Source organism: Cohnella sp. GCM10012308, from assembly GCF_042649185.1.
Classification (GTDB): Bacteria; Bacillota; Bacilli; order Paenibacillales; family Paenibacillaceae; genus Cohnella.
Map to the genome: position 1 here is coordinate 74,329 of NZ_JBHRYU010000031.1, position 16,465 is coordinate 90,793.

Genomic DNA, 16,465 nt, shown 5'->3' on the forward strand with positions numbered 1-16,465 from the left:
CGCTATTTCGCCCGCGCATGCAGTCTTCTGTACGCGGTCGGCGTACAGCCGTACCGCTCCTTGAACTTCTTCAAAAAGTAGCTTACGTTGCCGTAGCCGACCATGCCGGATACGTCCTCGAGCTTCAGATCGGGCTGGTGCAGCAGCTTGGCCGCCGCGTCCATCCGCATGCGGTTCAGGTATTCATTAAAATTTTCGTTGTAGGCTTGCTTAAAGATGCGGGACAAGTAGGCCGGACTCATGTAAAACCGCTCCGCTACCCCGTTCAGGTTAATTTCCTCGCAATAGTGCTTGCCGACATAGTCGACGACGTCGTCGAGCGTGCGCCGCGAACCGGTCTTCTTCACGGATGCGATCCGGTCCAGCGTACGGTCGGTCTCTGCTCTAAGCCAGCGCACGATGTCGGCATATGTGAACAACTCGCGCATTAATTTATTGTGCGTGTGCGACTCCTGCAGCAGCTCGCCGCCGGCGGGCGGGCAGGACAAAGACGCCCTCCGCAGGTTCATGGCCAGCTCCAGCGAAGTCATCCGAAGGCTGAGCGGATGATACGTGCGATCTGCGCGGATTTCTGCCAGTACGCTGTCGATCCACGCCAGTGCCTGTATCCGGTATCCGTTGTCCAGATAGTGCAGGAACGCCTTCTCCTTATCCTCCGGGTAAACGTAGTAGCGGCTGCGGCCGGCCAGGGAAGCGTAAAAGACGATGCGGGTCTCGCTTTCAATGCCCGCATAGAGTACCGCAGCCGCAGCCTCCCTGTACGCGCGGGCGATCTGCTTCGGGTCGTCGGCGAGTCCGCCGAAGCCGACGTACAGCTCCATGTCCAGAAAAGAACGGGCGTCGGAAGAAGCCTCTATGCTCTTAACCTGCAGCGCCTCCAGCAGCGCCATACCCTCTTCACGGGAACCGCAGCCCGCGATCAGGACGATCTCTTCGCGCCTGTCGCCATGCCTGAAGAGAAAATGGTTAGCCGTCTCCCCGAAGTGCTCCCGAATCAGATTAAACAGCGCGTAGCCTGCGAGTTCGCGATCGCCGCCGAAGCGAGCGGCAGACACTTGCTCTTCGTTCGCCGCCCGGAATACGGCTGCCGCAAAGCAAGAGCCCGACAGTCGAATGCCGCTGCGGTCCAGCTTTGCAAGCAACGACGGAACGTGGTCCTCCGCTCCTTCCGCCAGGCGGGTCAACAGCCGTTCCTCAGCGAGTGCGCCGTTTTCTCTCAAACGCCTGTCCATGCGATGCAGGTCGTCTCGCGCCCGCTTTCGTTCATCGAGCTTGTCGACCGCGCGAATGAGCACGGCCTCGAGCTGATCTTCTTCGATCGGCTTCAGAATATAGTCGAACACCTGGAACGTGACGGCCTTCCTCGCGTACTCGAAGTCCGAATAGCCGCTAATGACAACGATCAGGATATCGGGGTGTTCCTTATGAATGGTCTCCATCAGTTCAATGCCGTCCATGAGCGGCATGCGGATGTCGGAGAGTACGATATCCGGGCGCAAGGACCCGATCATCTCGAGCGCATCCCGGCCGTTCCCCGCCTCGCCGGCGATCTCGATCCCGAGCGCTTTCCAATCAATTTGCTCGCGCAATCCCAGCCGAACCCACGCCTCGTCGTCAACGACTAATGCCCGAATCATACCGGATCACCCTCTTTTCTGTTCCTGCCGTCCTGTGACGCTTTCGCATTCCCTTTGCCGCCAGTCTCTTTTGCCGCCATCGGCCATTCGACGGCTACAACCGTCCACGCGCCGGGCTCGCTCTCGATCGAAATGCCGTAGGACTCGCCGTAAAAGAGCTTGATTCGCCGATGAATATTTCGCAGCCCCACGTTGGTATGGAGCCGATCCGCCTCATTCGCATCTTCGCCGACATCTGGCGCATCAAGCCTGCGAGTCAATTCGGCGACCCGCTCCGGCGGCATCCCGGCGCCGTCGTCGCGGATCTCGATGCGCAGCCGGTCGCCGTTCTGCCTGCCGGAGATGCGGATCACCCCTCGCCGGCCCGTCGGCTCGATTCCATGGCTCACCGCGTTTTCCGCGATCGGCTGCATGACGAGCTTCATCATCGGCGCGTTGCGCAGCGCGTCGTCGATAGCCGTCTCGTAGTCGAGAAGCTCGCCGAATCGCAGCTTCTGGATATCCAGATACCCGGTCACCGCGTCCAGCTCATCCTTCACGGCGACGGGGCCAGTTCGTTCCGAGATGCTGTACCGCATCATGCGGGCCAGGCTTTTCGCCGCGGTATTGATATGGGGCACTTTGTGTACGACCGCCATGCTGCTGATGATCTGGAGCGTATTGTAAATAAAATGCGGATTGATCTGGGCCTGCAAAAACCTGTATTCCGCTTCCCGGCGGGCGAGCCGTTCCTCGTACTTCTCCGTAATAAGCGACTTAATCGTCGCCACCATCGTGTTAAAGCTGCCCACAAGCTGCCCAAGCTCGTCGTTCGCGCCATGCGCGAGCTGGAAGTCGAACTGACCCAGCTTGACCTTGCCCATCCCGCGCTGGAGCTTGAGGATCGGCTTGAACAGCAGCCTGGAAAACCCGTAGGTGAGCAGCGCCGTGAACAGCAACGCGACGATTCCGAGCATCAACGTGAAAATAAGGAGCCGGTCGGAACCTTTCTCGATCGCGGCGAAAGGCGTGAACGTCAGCAGCTTCCAGCCCGTAATCTCCGATGTTCGATAAGAGACGAGGTACTTGGCGCCGGCCAACGTTAAAGTCAGCTTGCCTTCCGTGGACCCGGCAAGCTTTGCCCGGTCGATCTTGCCCAGCGCCTCCTCCTCGTAAGACGGATGCGTCGTATAGATGGACCTTCCTGCATCGTCCAGAAACAGCACGCCTGTCTCAGCGCCGAGATTGACCTTGTCGACGAGGCTGCTTAGCGAATCCATCGAGAGATCGATTAAAATGACCCCGTAGGGCGCCGCGTTGCGCGTGTCGATATTTTTAAGCAGTCTGGAGTAGGAGATGACGGGCTTGTCATAGTTGAGCTGATAGGGTCGGTGCGGGGCAAAAATGCTCGTCTTGCCGTCGGCCGCTACCGTCTGCCGGTACCAGTCTTCGCCGGTCGGATCGTACGCGAGCTTATTCGTGCCGAAGAGGGCGTAGGAGAAAGACTTCTCCGGGGTAGCGTACAGGTAAATGCTGTTGAAGTCTTTGCGGAGATACATCAACCGTTGAAAAAAATTGCCGACCACCTTGATCGCGTTCAATTCCTCGCCGTAACCGGCAAAGGAAGGCGTCGCGAGCACTTTTTTTAACGTATTGTTAGAGTCCGCGTAATCCGTCTCCGCATAGATCGACTGGATGATGCGGTCTACCTGATCCAGATTGTCCTCGAAGCCGGTATTGATGTTGTCTACCAGTCTTGCCGCGCTGCTCGCGGCCTCCCGCTCGTAGATGCCGCGCGAATAAGAAAACGAGAAAAATCCGGAGACGGCAAGTACGACTACGACGATGATCAAAATACCGTAGAAAATTTTATTGAAAATGCTAATATCCGCGATCATGCGCTTGTAAAGCCTCCGCGCGCCAGCTGCCATGGCCGTCCCACTTCCCGCGATCCGATTTTTACAACATTTTAACAGAGGATCGTGTCGAGTTATAGAATTTAATTGGCGGCGAGGACAGCGCAATGCGAGGACGGGCTAGCTGCGAAGTAAGGACGCACGATCCGTTATTTACTGTAAAACCATAGATTTTGAAAGCTTCGCGGACACAGGGTACGCTAACATAGTCCAATGAGCGGATATCCCGGCTTCGTAGGGCGAATAACGGAACTCTGGTCCGAATGGGTCGTGTACAAGGGGAAACGGGGGCGAATAACGGCTCCTGTGTCCCTCCGCCTCGCCAAAGGAAGGCGCATTAATTCGATTTGCGGCGGATGGACTTCGTCGCGGTCCATAATAAAACCGCCTCTCCGAAGAGAAGCGGTTCGCGATTTGCGGCCTGATTTGTGGCTTATTGTTTTATTCGAGCTCTTCCCGCTCGATCTTCAGTCCTTCAACGTGCCGCTTGGCCATAAGATTGCGTTTCTTGCGATTTTCAATCGTATCGAAGACGATATCCATGTCGTAATCGTCCGGGTACAGGTGCTTGCTCTCGATTTGCAGCCGCACGCGCTTGCGATTAATGAGCTGCTTGACGCCCCGGACCTGGACGATCAGGTTCCCTCGCTCGTCCGCTAGCCGGTAGACGACGCCGCGCTGCCCGAGCGACGGGATCCAGACGACGTCGCCGACGCCGAGCTCCGGCGGCGGCGCTGCCGCGGTCTCCTCGCGTTCGCTCAACGCGCCCGCTACGCCGTGACCGCCCCCTGCAAGTACCTTGTCGTTCTGGCCGTCTTCCGCCGCAGGCCGCATGGCTACATCCGCGTCGGCATTTGCCGCAGGGACGATCCCCTGCACGCCTTCGCGCAGCCCATCGCCGTGCGGTCGGTCGCGCACAGCGCCCTTGAGCCCTCGCGCGATCTCCTTCGCCCGGTCGATGATGTCTTCGCCGATGCCGAATTTGCGGGCGATGACAAACGCATAGCTATCGCCCGCCTCCCCCATATCTAACCGATAGAGCGGCTGCAGCGTATCCTCGTCGAACGCCATCCGGGCATTGCGGAAGCCAGGCGCGAGCCGCGCGTATTCTTTAATCTCGTTGAAGTGCGTCGTCGCGAGCACCGCCGACCCTCGACGGTACAGTTCCTCGAGCACGGCGATCGACAGTCCGACGCCTTCGCCCGGATCCGTCCCTGTCGCCAGCTCGTCAAGCAGCACGAGCGTCGAGCGGTCGGCGACGGAAAGGATATCGGTAACGTTGCGGATATGCGACGAAAACGTGCTGAGCGAACGGTCCAAGCTCTGTCCGTCGCCGATATCCGCTTCGATCGCGCGGAACAGCCCGACGCGGCTGCCCGCAGCCGCCGGGATCAGAAGGCCCGTCTGCGCCATCAGCGTCAGCAAGCCGACCGTTTTCAGCGCGACCGTCTTGCCGCCGGTATTCGGTCCGGTGATAAGCAGCGACCGATAGCTCGCGTCCATAGCGATGTCGAGCGGCACCGGCCTCGCGCTAAGGAACGGATGCCGTGCCCCGCGCAGCTCGAACGTGCCGTCGTCGGTAAGCGCCGGCGGCAGCGCGCCGATCGCAAGCGCCCACCTGGCCTTGGCGAACAGGAAATCGTAGTGCCCGACCGCCTCCGCATTTACCGACAGTTGCGGCAGCGCAAGCTCGGCCTCGCCGGTCAGCCTGGCGAGCACCTGGAGCTCCTCGCGCTGCTCCTCCGCCCGCAGCGCGGACAGGTCCATCTGCAGGCCGACCGTCTCGGACGGCTCCACGAATACGGTTTGACCGCTGGCCGATTCGTCCAGCACCGTGCCGGGCACCTTTCGGCGGTGCTCTTTTTTCACGGACAGCACGAATCGTCCGCCCCGCGAGCTGACGATTCGCTCCTGCAGATGCTCGGCGTGCTTGGACAGCAAGCCGTCCAGTCGCTTCTGCAGCTTCTCCTCCGCCTGCCGCAGCTTGCGCCGGACGCGGCCGAGCTCCTGGCTGGCCCCGTCCAATATACGGCCGCGATCGATGCTGCGCTCGATCTCGTCCAGCAACGCGCCGAGCTCATGCATCGACGACGCATAGCCGGCAACCGCTGGCGCCGTATCCGCTTTTGACGCCATGAACTTGCGGAGCTGTCCGCAGCTGCGCACGAATTGCGCCAGCTGGCCAAACTGCTGCTCGCCCGGCACGTAGCCGGTACCGAGCAGCGCAAGCAGCTCCTCCATGCCTTCCATAGATGGCAGCGGTACGTGCATGCCTTTCTCCAGCATCGCGCGCGCTTCTTCGGTCTCGCCGAGGCGGGCGGCAATGACGCGGGCGTCGTGCAGCGGTTCGAGTCGCTCCGCAAGCTTGCGTCCCATATAAGTGGTCGTACGAGTGGTTACCGCTTCGATGGCGCGCATATATTCTAACTTTTCGAGGGAATGGGTTCTCATGATTAGGGGGTGCTCCTTTGTTTAAGGGAAATGGGCATGGATCGAACGCGGCAAAGAACGCAAAAAAACCGTACCTGATCGGCACGGTTCGCATTCCCGCTCCTCGCCGCAGCGACGGACGGAATGTCGGACAGTTCCTCCCCGGCAATCAGAGCCGCTAGTCGAGCGCAACAAAATAAACGGGTCGAATCGCTTCGACCGTCCCTGCGCTCGCTAACGGGCTATCCAATTGATCAGTTAAGAACCATCGCAGACATCAAGTCGTTCCCCTTAAGATAAACAAAGTTAGATTTAACTTAACACAAGTTATATCTCGTTCACAAGCCATTTTTCGAGCCCGGCCCGGTCCTTGACCTGAATCATCTTCTGCTCGATCTCGATCAGCCCCTCGTCCTGCATGTCCTGCAGCACCTTGGACACGGTCTCCCGCACGGCGCCGACCATATCGGCGAGCTGCTGATGCGTGAGCTTGATTGGAATGCGCACGGGCGCTCCCGGGTCTGCGGCATTGCCGAATTCCTCGCACCAGTTGGCCAGACGCTTGATGATCCGCGAGCGGACGCTAAGAAAGGTCAAATCGTAAATTTGCTGGTTGGCCTTGCGGAGACGGTTCATCGTATCTTCGACCAAGTAGTGGAGCAGATTGCGGTCGTTCTCGAAAAGCAGCTGGAAATGCGTTCGCCGAAGCGACAGCAGACGGGTCTGTGACGCTGTCTCCGCGGTCGCCGAGCGGACGAGGCCGGGCTTGATGAGCGCCATCTCGCCGAAATAGTCGCCTTCGTGGAAAAACGCGAGCACGACTTTTTTGGATTTGTTGATCGTATGAATGCTGACCGAGCCCGAAAGGATGAAATAAATCTCGTCCCCTTCGCTGCCCTCGAGGAAAATGATCGAGCCCTTGCGGTACACTTTTTCCTGAACGTACGGGAGGACGCGGTCGAACAATCCGGGATCGATGCCTTTGAAAAAAGGAATTGCCCTCAGCTTGCTGGCGGTAATCGGCATATTTGCCCCCTTGCGCGTGTGTGGCAGCTCGCCGTATGTCCGCTTATACGACAGCCTCCACCATAAAGCTTGGATGCTCCATCAAGTTGAACTTCGTGCCGAACTGGTTCAAACGGACGACCGGCCTGGCCAGGTGTCCTTGGTTCAATTCGACGACCGTCGCGTGCAATCCGCCGGTCAGACGGATTTCGGTGCCGACCGGATACGGAACGAATGCCTTAAGGAAGCCGCGGACGACCGCATAGCTGTATGATGTATCTATTTTCGACATCACGTACTCGATTCCTCCACAAGGAAGCTTGTCCGCGAGCTTATCGTTCATAAAATAATCGAATTCGCTGCACAGGCCGCAGATCTGGGCTTCCTCCGACAGCTCCGCGCCTTTGGTCCCATACGGAAATCCTCTGCCGTCCAGCTGCTCGTGATGCTGCACGACGATTTGGAGCGCTGCGGGCGTCAGGCCGGGATACTGCCGCAGCAGCTCGTAGCCGGCCTGCGGATGGTTGATGATCATCGTGCCGTCATGCGGCTTGAACAGGCCGATATCATGAAGCAGGCTCCCGACGGCCACGCCCTGGATCCGATGCTTGCCGTAACCGAGCGCTTTGGCGGTCAGCATGGCGAGGAAACAGACATTCACGCTGTGCGCGACCAGGTCGCCGTCCCCTCGCAGCAGATCCTCGTAATGATAGAGCAGGTCGCGCTCCTCCATGACGATGCCAGCCATATGCTCGGACCACGACAGAACTTCGTCGACGGGGACGGGTCCGCCGCGCCTCACGGTATCGAGCACGAGCGTCAGCAGCCCTTTCATCTGAATCCGCAAGTTTTCCTTCAGCGCGCGCGGATCCGCGCCGTACGCCGGCGTCGTCTCGATCGACAAATAACGAAGATTTCGTTTTTTTATGGCTTCGATGAGCCGTTTGTCCAGCACGACTCCCTGCCTCAATATAAGCCGGCCGTCCTCCGTATAAATGCTGCGGCCGAGCTTGTCGCCTTCTTGCAGCTGGTCTGCACGAACTACCCGCACAGTCTCTCACTCCCGATTCTCTCTTGCGAGCTTCTCTTTACTGGTACGATATTACTATTCGCACCTCTCGCATTTCTGTAACTCAAATCACACAAAAAGGAAAATAGTCGCAGACTATCTCCCTCGGCAATAGACCTTATGAACCGGACAATTTGTCGAACAAGGAAACGACCGCACGCACGCCGCCCTGGGACAGCGACTGCAGCGCGGAAGCGGTTTTGTCCGCCAGACTGTCGACCAGCGGCTCGCCGTCGGGCCGCGGGATCGCGTACGGATCCTCGTCGCTTGCCGCTTGATTCGTCTGCGTTCGCGTCGCATCAGACGATCCGCCTGCTTTTGCGCCATCTCTCGTCGCGCCAGCATTCCGGTTTTCGCCCTCGTAGGCGATGCCTTGCGGCTCTTCGGCATAATAGCGGCTGCGCTGCTCGGCGCGGCTGTCTGCGGCGGTCCCGTTGCCGACGGTCGCCGTACCATCGTTAATCGGCCCGTACACGGTACGGATGCCGTCGTCCGCCAGCTCCATCCCGAACAGGATCGCAAGGCCGATCAGCACCGACAGCAACGCGAATCTTGTGAGCGAACGTCCCATTTCGGATCTCCTCCGTTAACCAGCCTTGGCCGCGTCGTTCTTGCCGGCATCCGCTGCTTCTGCATGCTGATTCTGCCAATACAGATCCGCGATCGTCTTGGCAAGCGCGTCTGCCGTGCGGTAGCATTCCTCGAGCGTATTGTCGACGCCGCCGATCTCGATAAGCACGCTGTCCGGCGCCAGCGACTGATTGTATTCGCCGTTGCCTGTGGCGGCCGTCTTGCCCCAGATGCCGCGCGATAGGCCGGGATAGGTCGACTCCAGCTTTTCGTGGATCTCGTTGGCGAAGCTTTCGTTCTGCTTCCAGTTCGGATTGCGCTGACCGATGATAAAAAACACTTGCGCGTAATCCTTGCCGCCGATCGTGACGGTCGATTCCTTGCGGCGAAGCGAGTCTCTATGAATATCGAAGAAAAAGGTCAAGTCCTTGTCGCCTGCCATCGCCTGCGTGACCGTCTGCTTGGAATACTTGTAGGATTGGTTCCAATCGTAGTCTTTAACCGTGCCGGCGTAATCTTTGGAAGAGTGCAGCGCGCCGATCCCCCGCTTCTCCAGCTGATCCGCGAGGCGCTTGCCGACCGACGTTACGTTGACCTTGCCCGAGTTCGGATCCTTGGTGCTAGGCGGCAGCTCGGGATAGTAGGATTCGCGGTTGTGAGAATGATAGATAAATACGACTTTGCGGCCTTCGGTCGTCTTCGACTCGCCCGGCGAAGCCTCCTTATCGGGCGTAGGCGCCGGGTTGGCAGTCTCTCCGTTCTGGTCCGGCTCGGGCTTTGCGGTTGGATCCGGCTTGTCCGTGCCTCCGCCTGGCTGGGTCCCCGTGTCCGTACCGGGATCGTCCGTCGAATCCGTGGCCGGCGGGCTGTAATCTTCCGGCGCGCTGTCCGAGCCGCCGGAGCCCGTCCGGAACAAGATCGGCTCGTCCCCGCCCGCACCCGGCATCTCGGCCGCAAGCAGGCTTTTCGGATCGCCCGGATTGACGTCCGTTAGAAACCGCAGCAGAAACGCCGCGATCCGCTCCCCGTCCATCCTGCTTCCTCCGCCCTTCTTATCCATCTGCGGCAGCTCGAGCCCGAGCATGGAGGAGAAAAACGTATCCGAGACGGAAGCCGCGAAGCCCTTCATCGATTGCGCGGGCGAGGCAGCCAGCTTAATCTGCAAGATGCCGCCCAGGCCGAGGAGGACGAACATGACCATCGAGCAAAAGCTTAGAAGCAAAAATGCGCGTCCCGATGCCAAAAATCTACGGAACTGTCTGTGCCAGACCGGCAAGTAATGCGATAGCGCCGCACGGATCATCCCGCACCTCCGTTTCCCCTGTCAGGGATCTCTTAGACTACCTTGTCTTCCGGCTTGCGAAAGCGATAGTGAAGTCTATGAGCATCTGAGAGATGCTAGAACTAGATTCGTCGCGGCACTCGATATTCGCGATCCGCGTCTCGGGCCTCCAGCTACCCGCCTCTCGACCTCTCCACCTCTCCGCCTCTCCACCTCCCCACCTCTCCGCCTCTCCGCCTCTCCGCCTCTCCGTCTCTCCACCTCTCCGCCTCTCCGCCTCTCCGCCTCTCCACCTCTCTGCCCCTCCGCCTCTCCACCTCTCCGTCTCTCCGTCTCTCCGTCTCTCCGTCTCTCCGTCTCTCCGTCTCTCCGTCTCTCCGTCTCTCCGTCTCTCCGTCTCTCCGTCTCTCCGTCTCTCCGTCTCTCCGTCTCTCCACATCTCCACACTCCACCGCTTCCTCTCTACTCCCTCCACTTCTCGACCTCGTCGCCTCTTCCCCAACTCGAGAAACGCATAAAGCCTGCAAATCTACATCCTTTTCATATAGGAAGGATCTTGCGCGATAAAAGGCTGCGAATCTGCAGGCTTTTATTGCTTTTCCTTTAGAGATTTCGCACTTCGCAGTTAAAAAGATGCTGATTTGCAGGCATTTCCGCTTCCGCTCGTATATTCGGGCTAAAAGCCTGCACGGTTGCAGGCTTTTATTTACCGTACCGTCTCTATCTCGGACTCCCAGCTAACGCTTCTAGATTTTGCTCGCCGTACCTCGCCACTTCCCCCTGCTCCTTTATTTACAAGGAGGCAAGGTGTTTTTAACGTTGCGAAAATGCCGAAAAAACCTCCCGGCGGCTGCCGGGAGGCTTTGGTTGGACGGCGTCCTGCGCCGTCGCTATGCGGTTCTTGATACGACACTTGTTGCTGCTTTTGGTGCAGCTCTTGATGCGACTCTTGTTGTAGCTCTTGATGCGGTTTTATTGCAGCTCTTGATGCGTCTCTTGTTGCGGTTCTTGCTGCGGTTTTGATGCGACTCTTGATGCAGTTCTCGAAGTTGCAGCTCTCGATGTTGCCGTCGGTTTAGCTGACCCGGTTACGGCTTAATAGCCGAGGTCCTTGCGAGCCTTCGCCCACTTGGCATTGAGATCGTCGAACGCTTTCTTCAGATCCTTCGCCACGATCAGGTCTTGGTCGACGGAGCCGGTGCCCAGCGCGATCTCGGCCTTCTTGGCGATCTCGTTGTAGCGAGGGTCGACTGCGACGCCTTCGATGTACGTCGGGTTGGAAGCGTTGAATTCTGCCAGCTGCGGTACGGCAGGCGTCTTGGTCTTGTCGACAGGCATGAAGCCGGAGTCGGTGTCATAGCCGGATTCTTTGACGAAGAATTCGACCCAAGCCGTTGCGAGCTCCTTGTTCTTGCTGTCCTTGCTTACGCCGACGAAGTAGTCGCCGCCGAGCGGAGCGTTGTACTTGCCGCTGTTGTCGTAAGGGAACGGGAAGAAACCGATGTCGTCGGAAGCCGCGCCGGCGCCGATGACTTGCGGGATAACCCAGTTGCCGAGGAAGTACATAGCGGCTTTGCCGGATGCGACTTCGCCCTTGGACATTTCCCAGTTGTTGGTGGACAGATCGGATTCGACCCACTTGTTCTCGACGAATTTGCGCGCGATCGTGATCAGTTGGCCCCAAGGTCCGTCAACGGTGAACGGCGTGTCGGTGGAGATCAAGGAATCGGTCCACTTGGCGTCGCCTGCTACGGTCGTGTAGGAATTCTCGCCCCAGCTGCCCATCGGCCATTGCGCGCCGAAGTTCATGTACAGCGGGATGATGCCGGCATCCTTCAGCTTCTGCGCGTCTGCGTACAGCTCGTCGAGCGTCTTCGGCGTCGAGGTGATGCCCGCTTTTTCGAACGCTTTCTTGTTGTAAACGAGGCCTTGCGTGTTGACGCCGGAAGTAATGCCGTAGCGCTTGCCTTCGAATGCGTCGAAGTCCGCGAAGTAGACGTTATCGAACATCGAGTCCGGCAACGGCTCATAGTACTTCGGATACTCGCTTGCAGCAAGACCCGTCGGGATCATGTTAACGTCGCCGGCTTCGCCGGTCGTCAGACGCGTGTTGATGTCGGTAGCGTAGTTGGTCAGACCTTCAAATTCGACTTCGGCCTTCGGATATTTTTCTTTGAACTTGGCTACGTACTTGTCGAACGTGCCGTCGCTGATGTAGTCGGTACGGTGAGTCAGCACGAGAATCTTGCCGGACAGGTCGGCGTTCGCTTCGCCGCTCGATGCGGACGCGGATGCGGATGCCGAAGCGCTGGCGGACGACGATGCCGATGCGGAAGGAGATGCGTTGTTATTGTTGTTGTTGCTGCCGCAAGCGGAGAGTACGGCGGAAGCCGTCAGCAACGACAAGATGGCAAGCGTGCTTTTCTTCATTTGTATGACCCCCAGATTGATGGTTTTAGCTGAACCTCCAGCTTTGTAAGCGCTGCGTTGGGATCGCTTACATGACCTAATTATACGCCGTTCCCTATGCAAAAACAGGCAATCGTTTTGTTTTTATTGTCATCTATTATGATAACAAATAAAAACTTTTAGCTTAAAATCCCCTAACCGGCCATTAGTATGCGCCGATTAGGGGATTTTTACCCATCCGATTCAATTTTGCTTGCGGGCGTTTAGCCGCGTTTCAAAAAGGCGTATTCGGGACGTTCCAGCAGCTCGAGGTTGCGCGCGATCAGCTCGTTGCGTGTTTCTACGCTGGCGCGCGAGCGAAGTCCGTCCTCGGGCGTGTTCAACACATAATCGATCATCCGGTCGATCGTCGTCGAGGCAACGTGCAAGCGCGTGTCGGACGAAGCATAGTAAATGTACAATTCGCCGGTCTCCTCGGCGATCAGGCCGTTCGTAAAGACGACGTTGGACACATCGCCGACGCGCTCGATGCCTTCCGGCGCGATCAGGTGTCCCGCCGGGGCGTGAATGACGCGGTTCGGTTCGTCGAGCGCGGTCATGAACGCGTAGATGACATAGCGCAGGCCTGCAGCCGTGTTGCGCACGCCGTGTGCGACATGCAGCCAGCCTTTGTCCGTCTTGATCGGCGCGGCGCCCTGTCCGTTCTTCACTTCCTTGATCGTGTGGTACACTTTCTCGTCCACGATCGCCTCATGGTCGACGACCGCCGGATTCATGCTGTCGGACAGCCCCCAGCCGATGCCGCCGCCGGCGCCCGTATCGATGAAGCCGTCTTGCGGACGCGTGTAAAAGGCGTATTTGCCGTTCACGAACTCGGGATGGAGCACGACGTTGCGTTGTTGCGGCGATGGGGTCGCCAGATCCGGGAGACGCTCCCAGTTGATCAGGTCCTTCGTGCGGGCGATGCCGCCTTTGGCGTTGGCGCTGGACGTGTCGCCCTTCGGCGCGTCCGGATCCTTGCGCTCGCTGCAGAACAGACCGTAGATCCAGCCGTCCTCATGCTGTACGAGCCGCATATCGTATACGTTGATGTCCGGATCTTCGGTCTCGGGGAGCAGCACCGGAAAGTCCCAGAAGCGGAAGCCTTCGGTCGGCTTGTCGCTCTCCGCGACGGCGAAGAACGATTTGCGGTCGACGCCTTCGACGCGCACCATGAGATAATATTTTTCGTTCAGCTTGATGGCGCCCGCATTAAATGCGGCGTTGACGCCGATCCGCTCCATCAGGTACGGGTTCGTCTCGGGATTCAGGTCGTAACGCCAGTAGAGCGGCGCATGCGCGTTCGTCACGACGGGGTGCTCGTGGCGCCAGTAGACGCCGTTGCCCGGTTCGACCTTCGGGTTAGGCTGCGCGATCAGTTTTTCGTACTGCTCGTTCAACTGCTTGATTTGGTTCAGAAATTCGCTCATGGATTATGCCTCCGTTTTCAAATGTTCGAGTCTCTCCAGCACTTCGATGCATGCGCGGCTATTGTGGTAAGGGCATTTCCATTGGCCGACCTTCGGCTGGTTCGCGTTAACGACCGGCTCGCCGGCTCGCGTCACTTGCCAGTGCCATTCCCCGCCCTCGCGGTCGCTGACGAAGTTCGAGATGAACGACCAGCTATGCTTGGCCGCTTCCAAATACTTCGCTTCTCCCGACAACTGGTAGGCGTTCAGGAAGCCGACCATCGCCTCGGCCTGCGGCCACCAATCCTTGCTGTCGTCGAGGTGATGTCCGTCGTACTCGTTGAACAAACCGCCGTCCTCGTCCACGCCCTGCTCGAGCGTCGCCTTCGCCATGCGGACGGCCGCTTCCTTGACGCGCGGGAGAAGCGACTCGTCGCCGAGCACCTCTGCCGCTTCCCACAGGAGCCAGCTGCCTTCGATGTCGTGGCCGTAGGACACATGCGAAACCTTGGAGTTCCACTCGTCGTCGAAAAACAGCAGGAAATGGTCGGTTTTCGCATCGATAATCTTGTCCAGGTGGATCTCGATCAGTTCCTTGAGCTTCGCCTTGAGACCTTCGGGCTTCCAGACGCGATACAGGTTCGTGTAAGCTTCCAGCACGTGGAGATGCGTGTTCATCGACTTGCGCTCGTTCAGATCCTTGCCGGAGAGGCTCAGTTCCTCCGTCTCGGTCCAGTCACGCGCAAGGGCCTCGATATAGCCGAGGTGTACCGGATCGTAAGCGTGCTTCTCGAGCAGCCGGTAGATCTCCTCCGCCCAGGCGAGCGCTTCCTGATCGCCGGTCACGCGTACGTATTCCGATAGCGCATAAATGACAAACGCCTGTCCGTACACCTGCTTCTTATCGGAAACGGCGCCGCCCTTAACGTCGATCAGCCAGTACAGGCCGCCATGCTCGGGATCGCGGAAATGCGTCTTGAGCGCCTCGTAAGCGCGCTTCGATGCGGACAGATACGTCTCGTCCTTGTACAGACGATAAGCGGACGCAAACGTCCACATAATGCGCGCGTGCAGCACGAGTCCTTTGTCCGCTTCCGGCTGCTTCTCGCCGCTGCTCGCAATCTCGCCGATATATCCGAAATACTTTTCGTCAACCGTATTGTTCAGCCAGTAGCCGAGGATGTTGTCTTTAAGCTCCGCGGTCAGCTCTTCCCGCCACTGCGCGCCCGTCAGTTGCTGCGTCATGCGTTAGTCCCCCTCTTCTTGTTCCGTCGCCGGACGTTCTGATGTTCAGGCGTTCAAGCCTTCCGGCGTCTGTCCCGACTTGTAAAAGTCGCCGACCGTCTTCGCAGCGGATTTGGCGTACATGCAGTAATCGTCGTTGGCCGCGGCATCCTTCGCGTCGTACAGCTTGGCCGGCCAATCCCACAGCATGTAGCCGCGCATCCAATCGCGCTTGGCGCAAGCGCCGAACATCGCTTCATAGTACCGCTTCTGCTCCTCCTCCGACGGACCGCCAGGCAGCGACCAGTCGTTCGGGCGCAGCGGCGAGCCTTCGCGGCTCGGGCAGCCGGCTTCCATGAAGAAGAACGGCTTGTTCCACTGGGCGAGCACGCCCTCGATGCGATCGAGATGCTCTTCCCACTCGTGAATCGGATAGTAGCCGCTCGATGAGATAATATCGACCGCGTCCCACCATTTGACCCGGCCCTCTTGATATTTATCGCAGTTGTAGGTAATCAGGCCGGAATAGATCGGACGGATATCGGCAATGAGCGCGCGCCATTCGGATTCGCGCTTGTCCGTCTGCACCATCTCGCAGCCGATGCACAGCATCTCGCAGCCTTCTTCCTCCGCGATCGCCGCGTAATGGGCGATGAACTTGCCATAGCTCGCGAACCATTGCGCCCAGCTAGGCTCCCCGGGCACTTCTTCGTCGAAAAAGCCGATGTGCGCGCGCCACGTTCCGTTATTCACGTTGACGACCGGCTTGAGGCACACCTTCATGCCCAGCGACTTCGCCTTGCGGATCGCCGAGCGAACCTCGTCGTCGGTCACCGTCGGCTCTTCCCAGTACGGAATCTCAGTCGATTGCGGCGTCTCCTGCAGCGCCGACAGCGCGATGGCCGTCCAGTTCACGCCAAGCTTCGCCATCTCCTCCATCGAGAAGTCCGCTTCGCTCCCCGTCCACGTGCCGCGCGTGCCGACCCAGCCCCAGGTCATGCCGCTGACCGTCTCGTTCCAAACCTGTTTGCTCATGCTTGCAGCTCCTTTTGCGCGAACTTTTGTAAACGCGTCTTGCTGTATTGTTATCTATTTTGTTAGCCATTTAAGATAACAATATTCTCAAGGTGATTGTACCACCTGGGGGGGAGAAGTCAATGGGGACAACCATCTTTCATTATTGGTCCGCGGAGCAAAAATGAACCGGAATTATCGGAAGAACGAGCAAGCAAGAAGGCAAGAAATAGAAGCGATACATGTTGCCTTCGTCCGGGCCGGACCACAGAGCTCCTATATCCGCAAATCGGGCATTGTTATACACGCTGCCGGACACCAGATCCGTTAATTCGGTTTCGAATGCCCTATGGTCTTCAAAAATGACGAGTTAACGAAACCACAGTCCGTGAGGCGCTAAAAAACCTGGATTTCCAACGAATAACGGATCTCTGGTCCACGAACCACTTTCCAATCCCATCGACACACGACAAAAAAACGCC

The 16,465-nt window shown here is 58.4% G+C and carries 13 protein-coding genes; 2 read left to right on the top strand and 11 right to left on the bottom strand.

What is annotated here, in order from left to right:
- Nucleotides 1-2 precede the first annotated feature (2 nt).
- From ACFOTD_RS26565 to ACFOTD_RS26575, 3 genes are all read right to left on the bottom strand, one after another.
- Nucleotides 3-1,637, bottom strand: coding sequence for a response regulator transcription factor (locus ACFOTD_RS26565; RefSeq protein ID WP_378122972.1), 1,635 nt, complete (start codon nucleotides 1,635-1,637; stop codon nucleotides 3-5).
- Nucleotides 1,634-3,547 (bottom strand): cache domain-containing sensor histidine kinase, encoded by a 1,914-nt coding sequence (locus ACFOTD_RS26570; protein ID WP_378122973.1) that lies wholly within the window; start codon nucleotides 3,545-3,547, stop codon nucleotides 1,634-1,636. Before ACFOTD_RS26570 ends, ACFOTD_RS26565 begins: the two co-directional genes overlap by 4 nt.
- 426 nt (nucleotides 3,548-3,973) lie before the next feature.
- The gene (locus ACFOTD_RS26575; RefSeq protein ID WP_378122974.1) at nucleotides 3,974-5,983 is read right to left on the bottom strand and encodes an endonuclease MutS2; all 2,010 of its coding nucleotides are present in this window, start codon (nucleotides 5,981-5,983) and stop codon (nucleotides 3,974-3,976) included.
- A 17-nt stretch (nucleotides 5,984-6,000) separates the two neighbouring features.
- On the opposite strand from ACFOTD_RS26575, the gene ACFOTD_RS26580 reads away from it, so the two are divergent.
- Nucleotides 6,001-6,144 carry a hypothetical protein gene (locus ACFOTD_RS26580; RefSeq protein WP_378122975.1) on the top strand — a complete coding sequence of 48 codons (144 nt, stop codon included), beginning with the start codon at nucleotides 6,001-6,003 and terminating at the stop codon, nucleotides 6,142-6,144.
- Nucleotides 6,145-6,289: 145 nt separating this feature from the next.
- Here ACFOTD_RS26580 and ACFOTD_RS26585 read toward each other — a convergent pair whose 3' ends face one another.
- The 4 genes from ACFOTD_RS26585 to ACFOTD_RS26600 form a co-directional block, all read right to left on the bottom strand.
- On the bottom strand, nucleotides 6,290-6,988 hold the full coding sequence (locus ACFOTD_RS26585) for a Crp/Fnr family transcriptional regulator (protein WP_378122976.1): 699 nt from the start codon (nucleotides 6,986-6,988) through the stop codon (nucleotides 6,290-6,292).
- A gap of 43 nt (nucleotides 6,989-7,031) precedes the next feature.
- Entirely contained in the window at nucleotides 7,032-8,018 is a 987-nt protein-coding gene (locus ACFOTD_RS26590; protein ID WP_378122977.1) for an HD-GYP domain-containing protein, read from the bottom strand.
- Between the two features lie 136 nt (nucleotides 8,019-8,154).
- Nucleotides 8,155-8,607: a hypothetical protein gene (locus ACFOTD_RS26595; protein WP_378122978.1), complete on the bottom strand. Its 453-nt coding sequence runs from the start codon at nucleotides 8,605-8,607 to the stop codon at nucleotides 8,155-8,157.
- 15 nt (nucleotides 8,608-8,622) lie between these two features.
- A complete protein-coding gene (locus tag ACFOTD_RS26600; protein WP_378122979.1) occupies nucleotides 8,623-9,909 on the bottom strand; it encodes a stage II sporulation protein P in 1,287 nt (428 codons plus the stop codon).
- A gap of 846 nt (nucleotides 9,910-10,755) precedes the next feature.
- On the opposite strand from ACFOTD_RS26600, the gene ACFOTD_RS26605 reads away from it, so the two are divergent.
- Complete coding sequence (locus tag ACFOTD_RS26605; protein ID WP_378122980.1) at nucleotides 10,756-10,911, top strand: hypothetical protein; 156 nt, start codon at nucleotides 10,756-10,758, stop codon at nucleotides 10,909-10,911.
- Between the two features lie 72 nt (nucleotides 10,912-10,983).
- Here the strand turns inward: ACFOTD_RS26605 and ACFOTD_RS26610 are convergent, their stop codons facing one another.
- The 4 genes from ACFOTD_RS26610 to ACFOTD_RS26625 all read right to left on the bottom strand — a co-directional run bounded on the left by ACFOTD_RS26610 (nucleotide 10,984) and on the right by ACFOTD_RS26625 (nucleotide 16,004).
- A complete protein-coding gene (locus ACFOTD_RS26610; RefSeq protein ID WP_378122981.1) occupies nucleotides 10,984-12,318 on the bottom strand; it encodes an ABC transporter substrate-binding protein in 1,335 nt (444 codons plus the stop codon).
- 242 nt (nucleotides 12,319-12,560) lie between these two features.
- Nucleotides 12,561-13,766: a glycoside hydrolase family 130 protein gene (locus ACFOTD_RS26615; RefSeq protein WP_378122982.1), complete on the bottom strand. Its 1,206-nt coding sequence runs from the start codon at nucleotides 13,764-13,766 to the stop codon at nucleotides 12,561-12,563.
- 3 nt (nucleotides 13,767-13,769) lie between these two features.
- Entirely contained in the window at nucleotides 13,770-14,990 is a 1,221-nt protein-coding gene (locus tag ACFOTD_RS26620; protein WP_378122983.1) for an AGE family epimerase/isomerase, read from the bottom strand.
- 45 nt (nucleotides 14,991-15,035) lie between these two features.
- Nucleotides 15,036-16,004, bottom strand: coding sequence for a glycoside hydrolase family 113 (locus tag ACFOTD_RS26625; protein WP_378122984.1), 969 nt, complete (start codon nucleotides 16,002-16,004; stop codon nucleotides 15,036-15,038).
- Nucleotides 16,005-16,465: the final 461 nt, after the last annotated feature.

Coding starts and splice junctions, on each gene's coding strand:
- ACFOTD_RS26575 (WP_378122974.1), bottom strand. CDS start 5,983: ATGAGAACCCATTCCCTCGAAAAGTTAGAATATATGCGCGCCATCGAA.
- ACFOTD_RS26610 (WP_378122981.1), bottom strand. CDS start 12,318: ATGAAGAAAAGCACGCTTGCCATCTTGTCGTTGCTGACGGCTTCCGCC.
- ACFOTD_RS26585 (WP_378122976.1), bottom strand. CDS start 6,988: ATGCCGATTACCGCCAGCAAGCTGAGGGCAATTCCTTTTTTCAAAGGC.
- ACFOTD_RS26625 (WP_378122984.1), bottom strand. CDS start 16,004: ATGAGCAAACAGGTTTGGAACGAGACGGTCAGCGGCATGACCTGGGGC.
- ACFOTD_RS26565 (WP_378122972.1), bottom strand. CDS start 1,637: ATGATTCGGGCATTAGTCGTTGACGACGAGGCGTGGGTTCGGCTGGGA.
- ACFOTD_RS26615 (WP_378122982.1), bottom strand. CDS start 13,766: ATGAGCGAATTTCTGAACCAAATCAAGCAGTTGAACGAGCAGTACGAA.
- ACFOTD_RS26570 (WP_378122973.1), bottom strand. CDS start 3,547: ATGGCAGCTGGCGCGCGGAGGCTTTACAAGCGCATGATCGCGGATATT.
- ACFOTD_RS26600 (WP_378122979.1), bottom strand. CDS start 9,909: ATGATCCGTGCGGCGCTATCGCATTACTTGCCGGTCTGGCACAGACAG.
- ACFOTD_RS26620 (WP_378122983.1), bottom strand. CDS start 14,990: ATGACGCAGCAACTGACGGGCGCGCAGTGGCGGGAAGAGCTGACCGCG.
- ACFOTD_RS26595 (WP_378122978.1), bottom strand. CDS start 8,607: ATGGGACGTTCGCTCACAAGATTCGCGTTGCTGTCGGTGCTGATCGGC.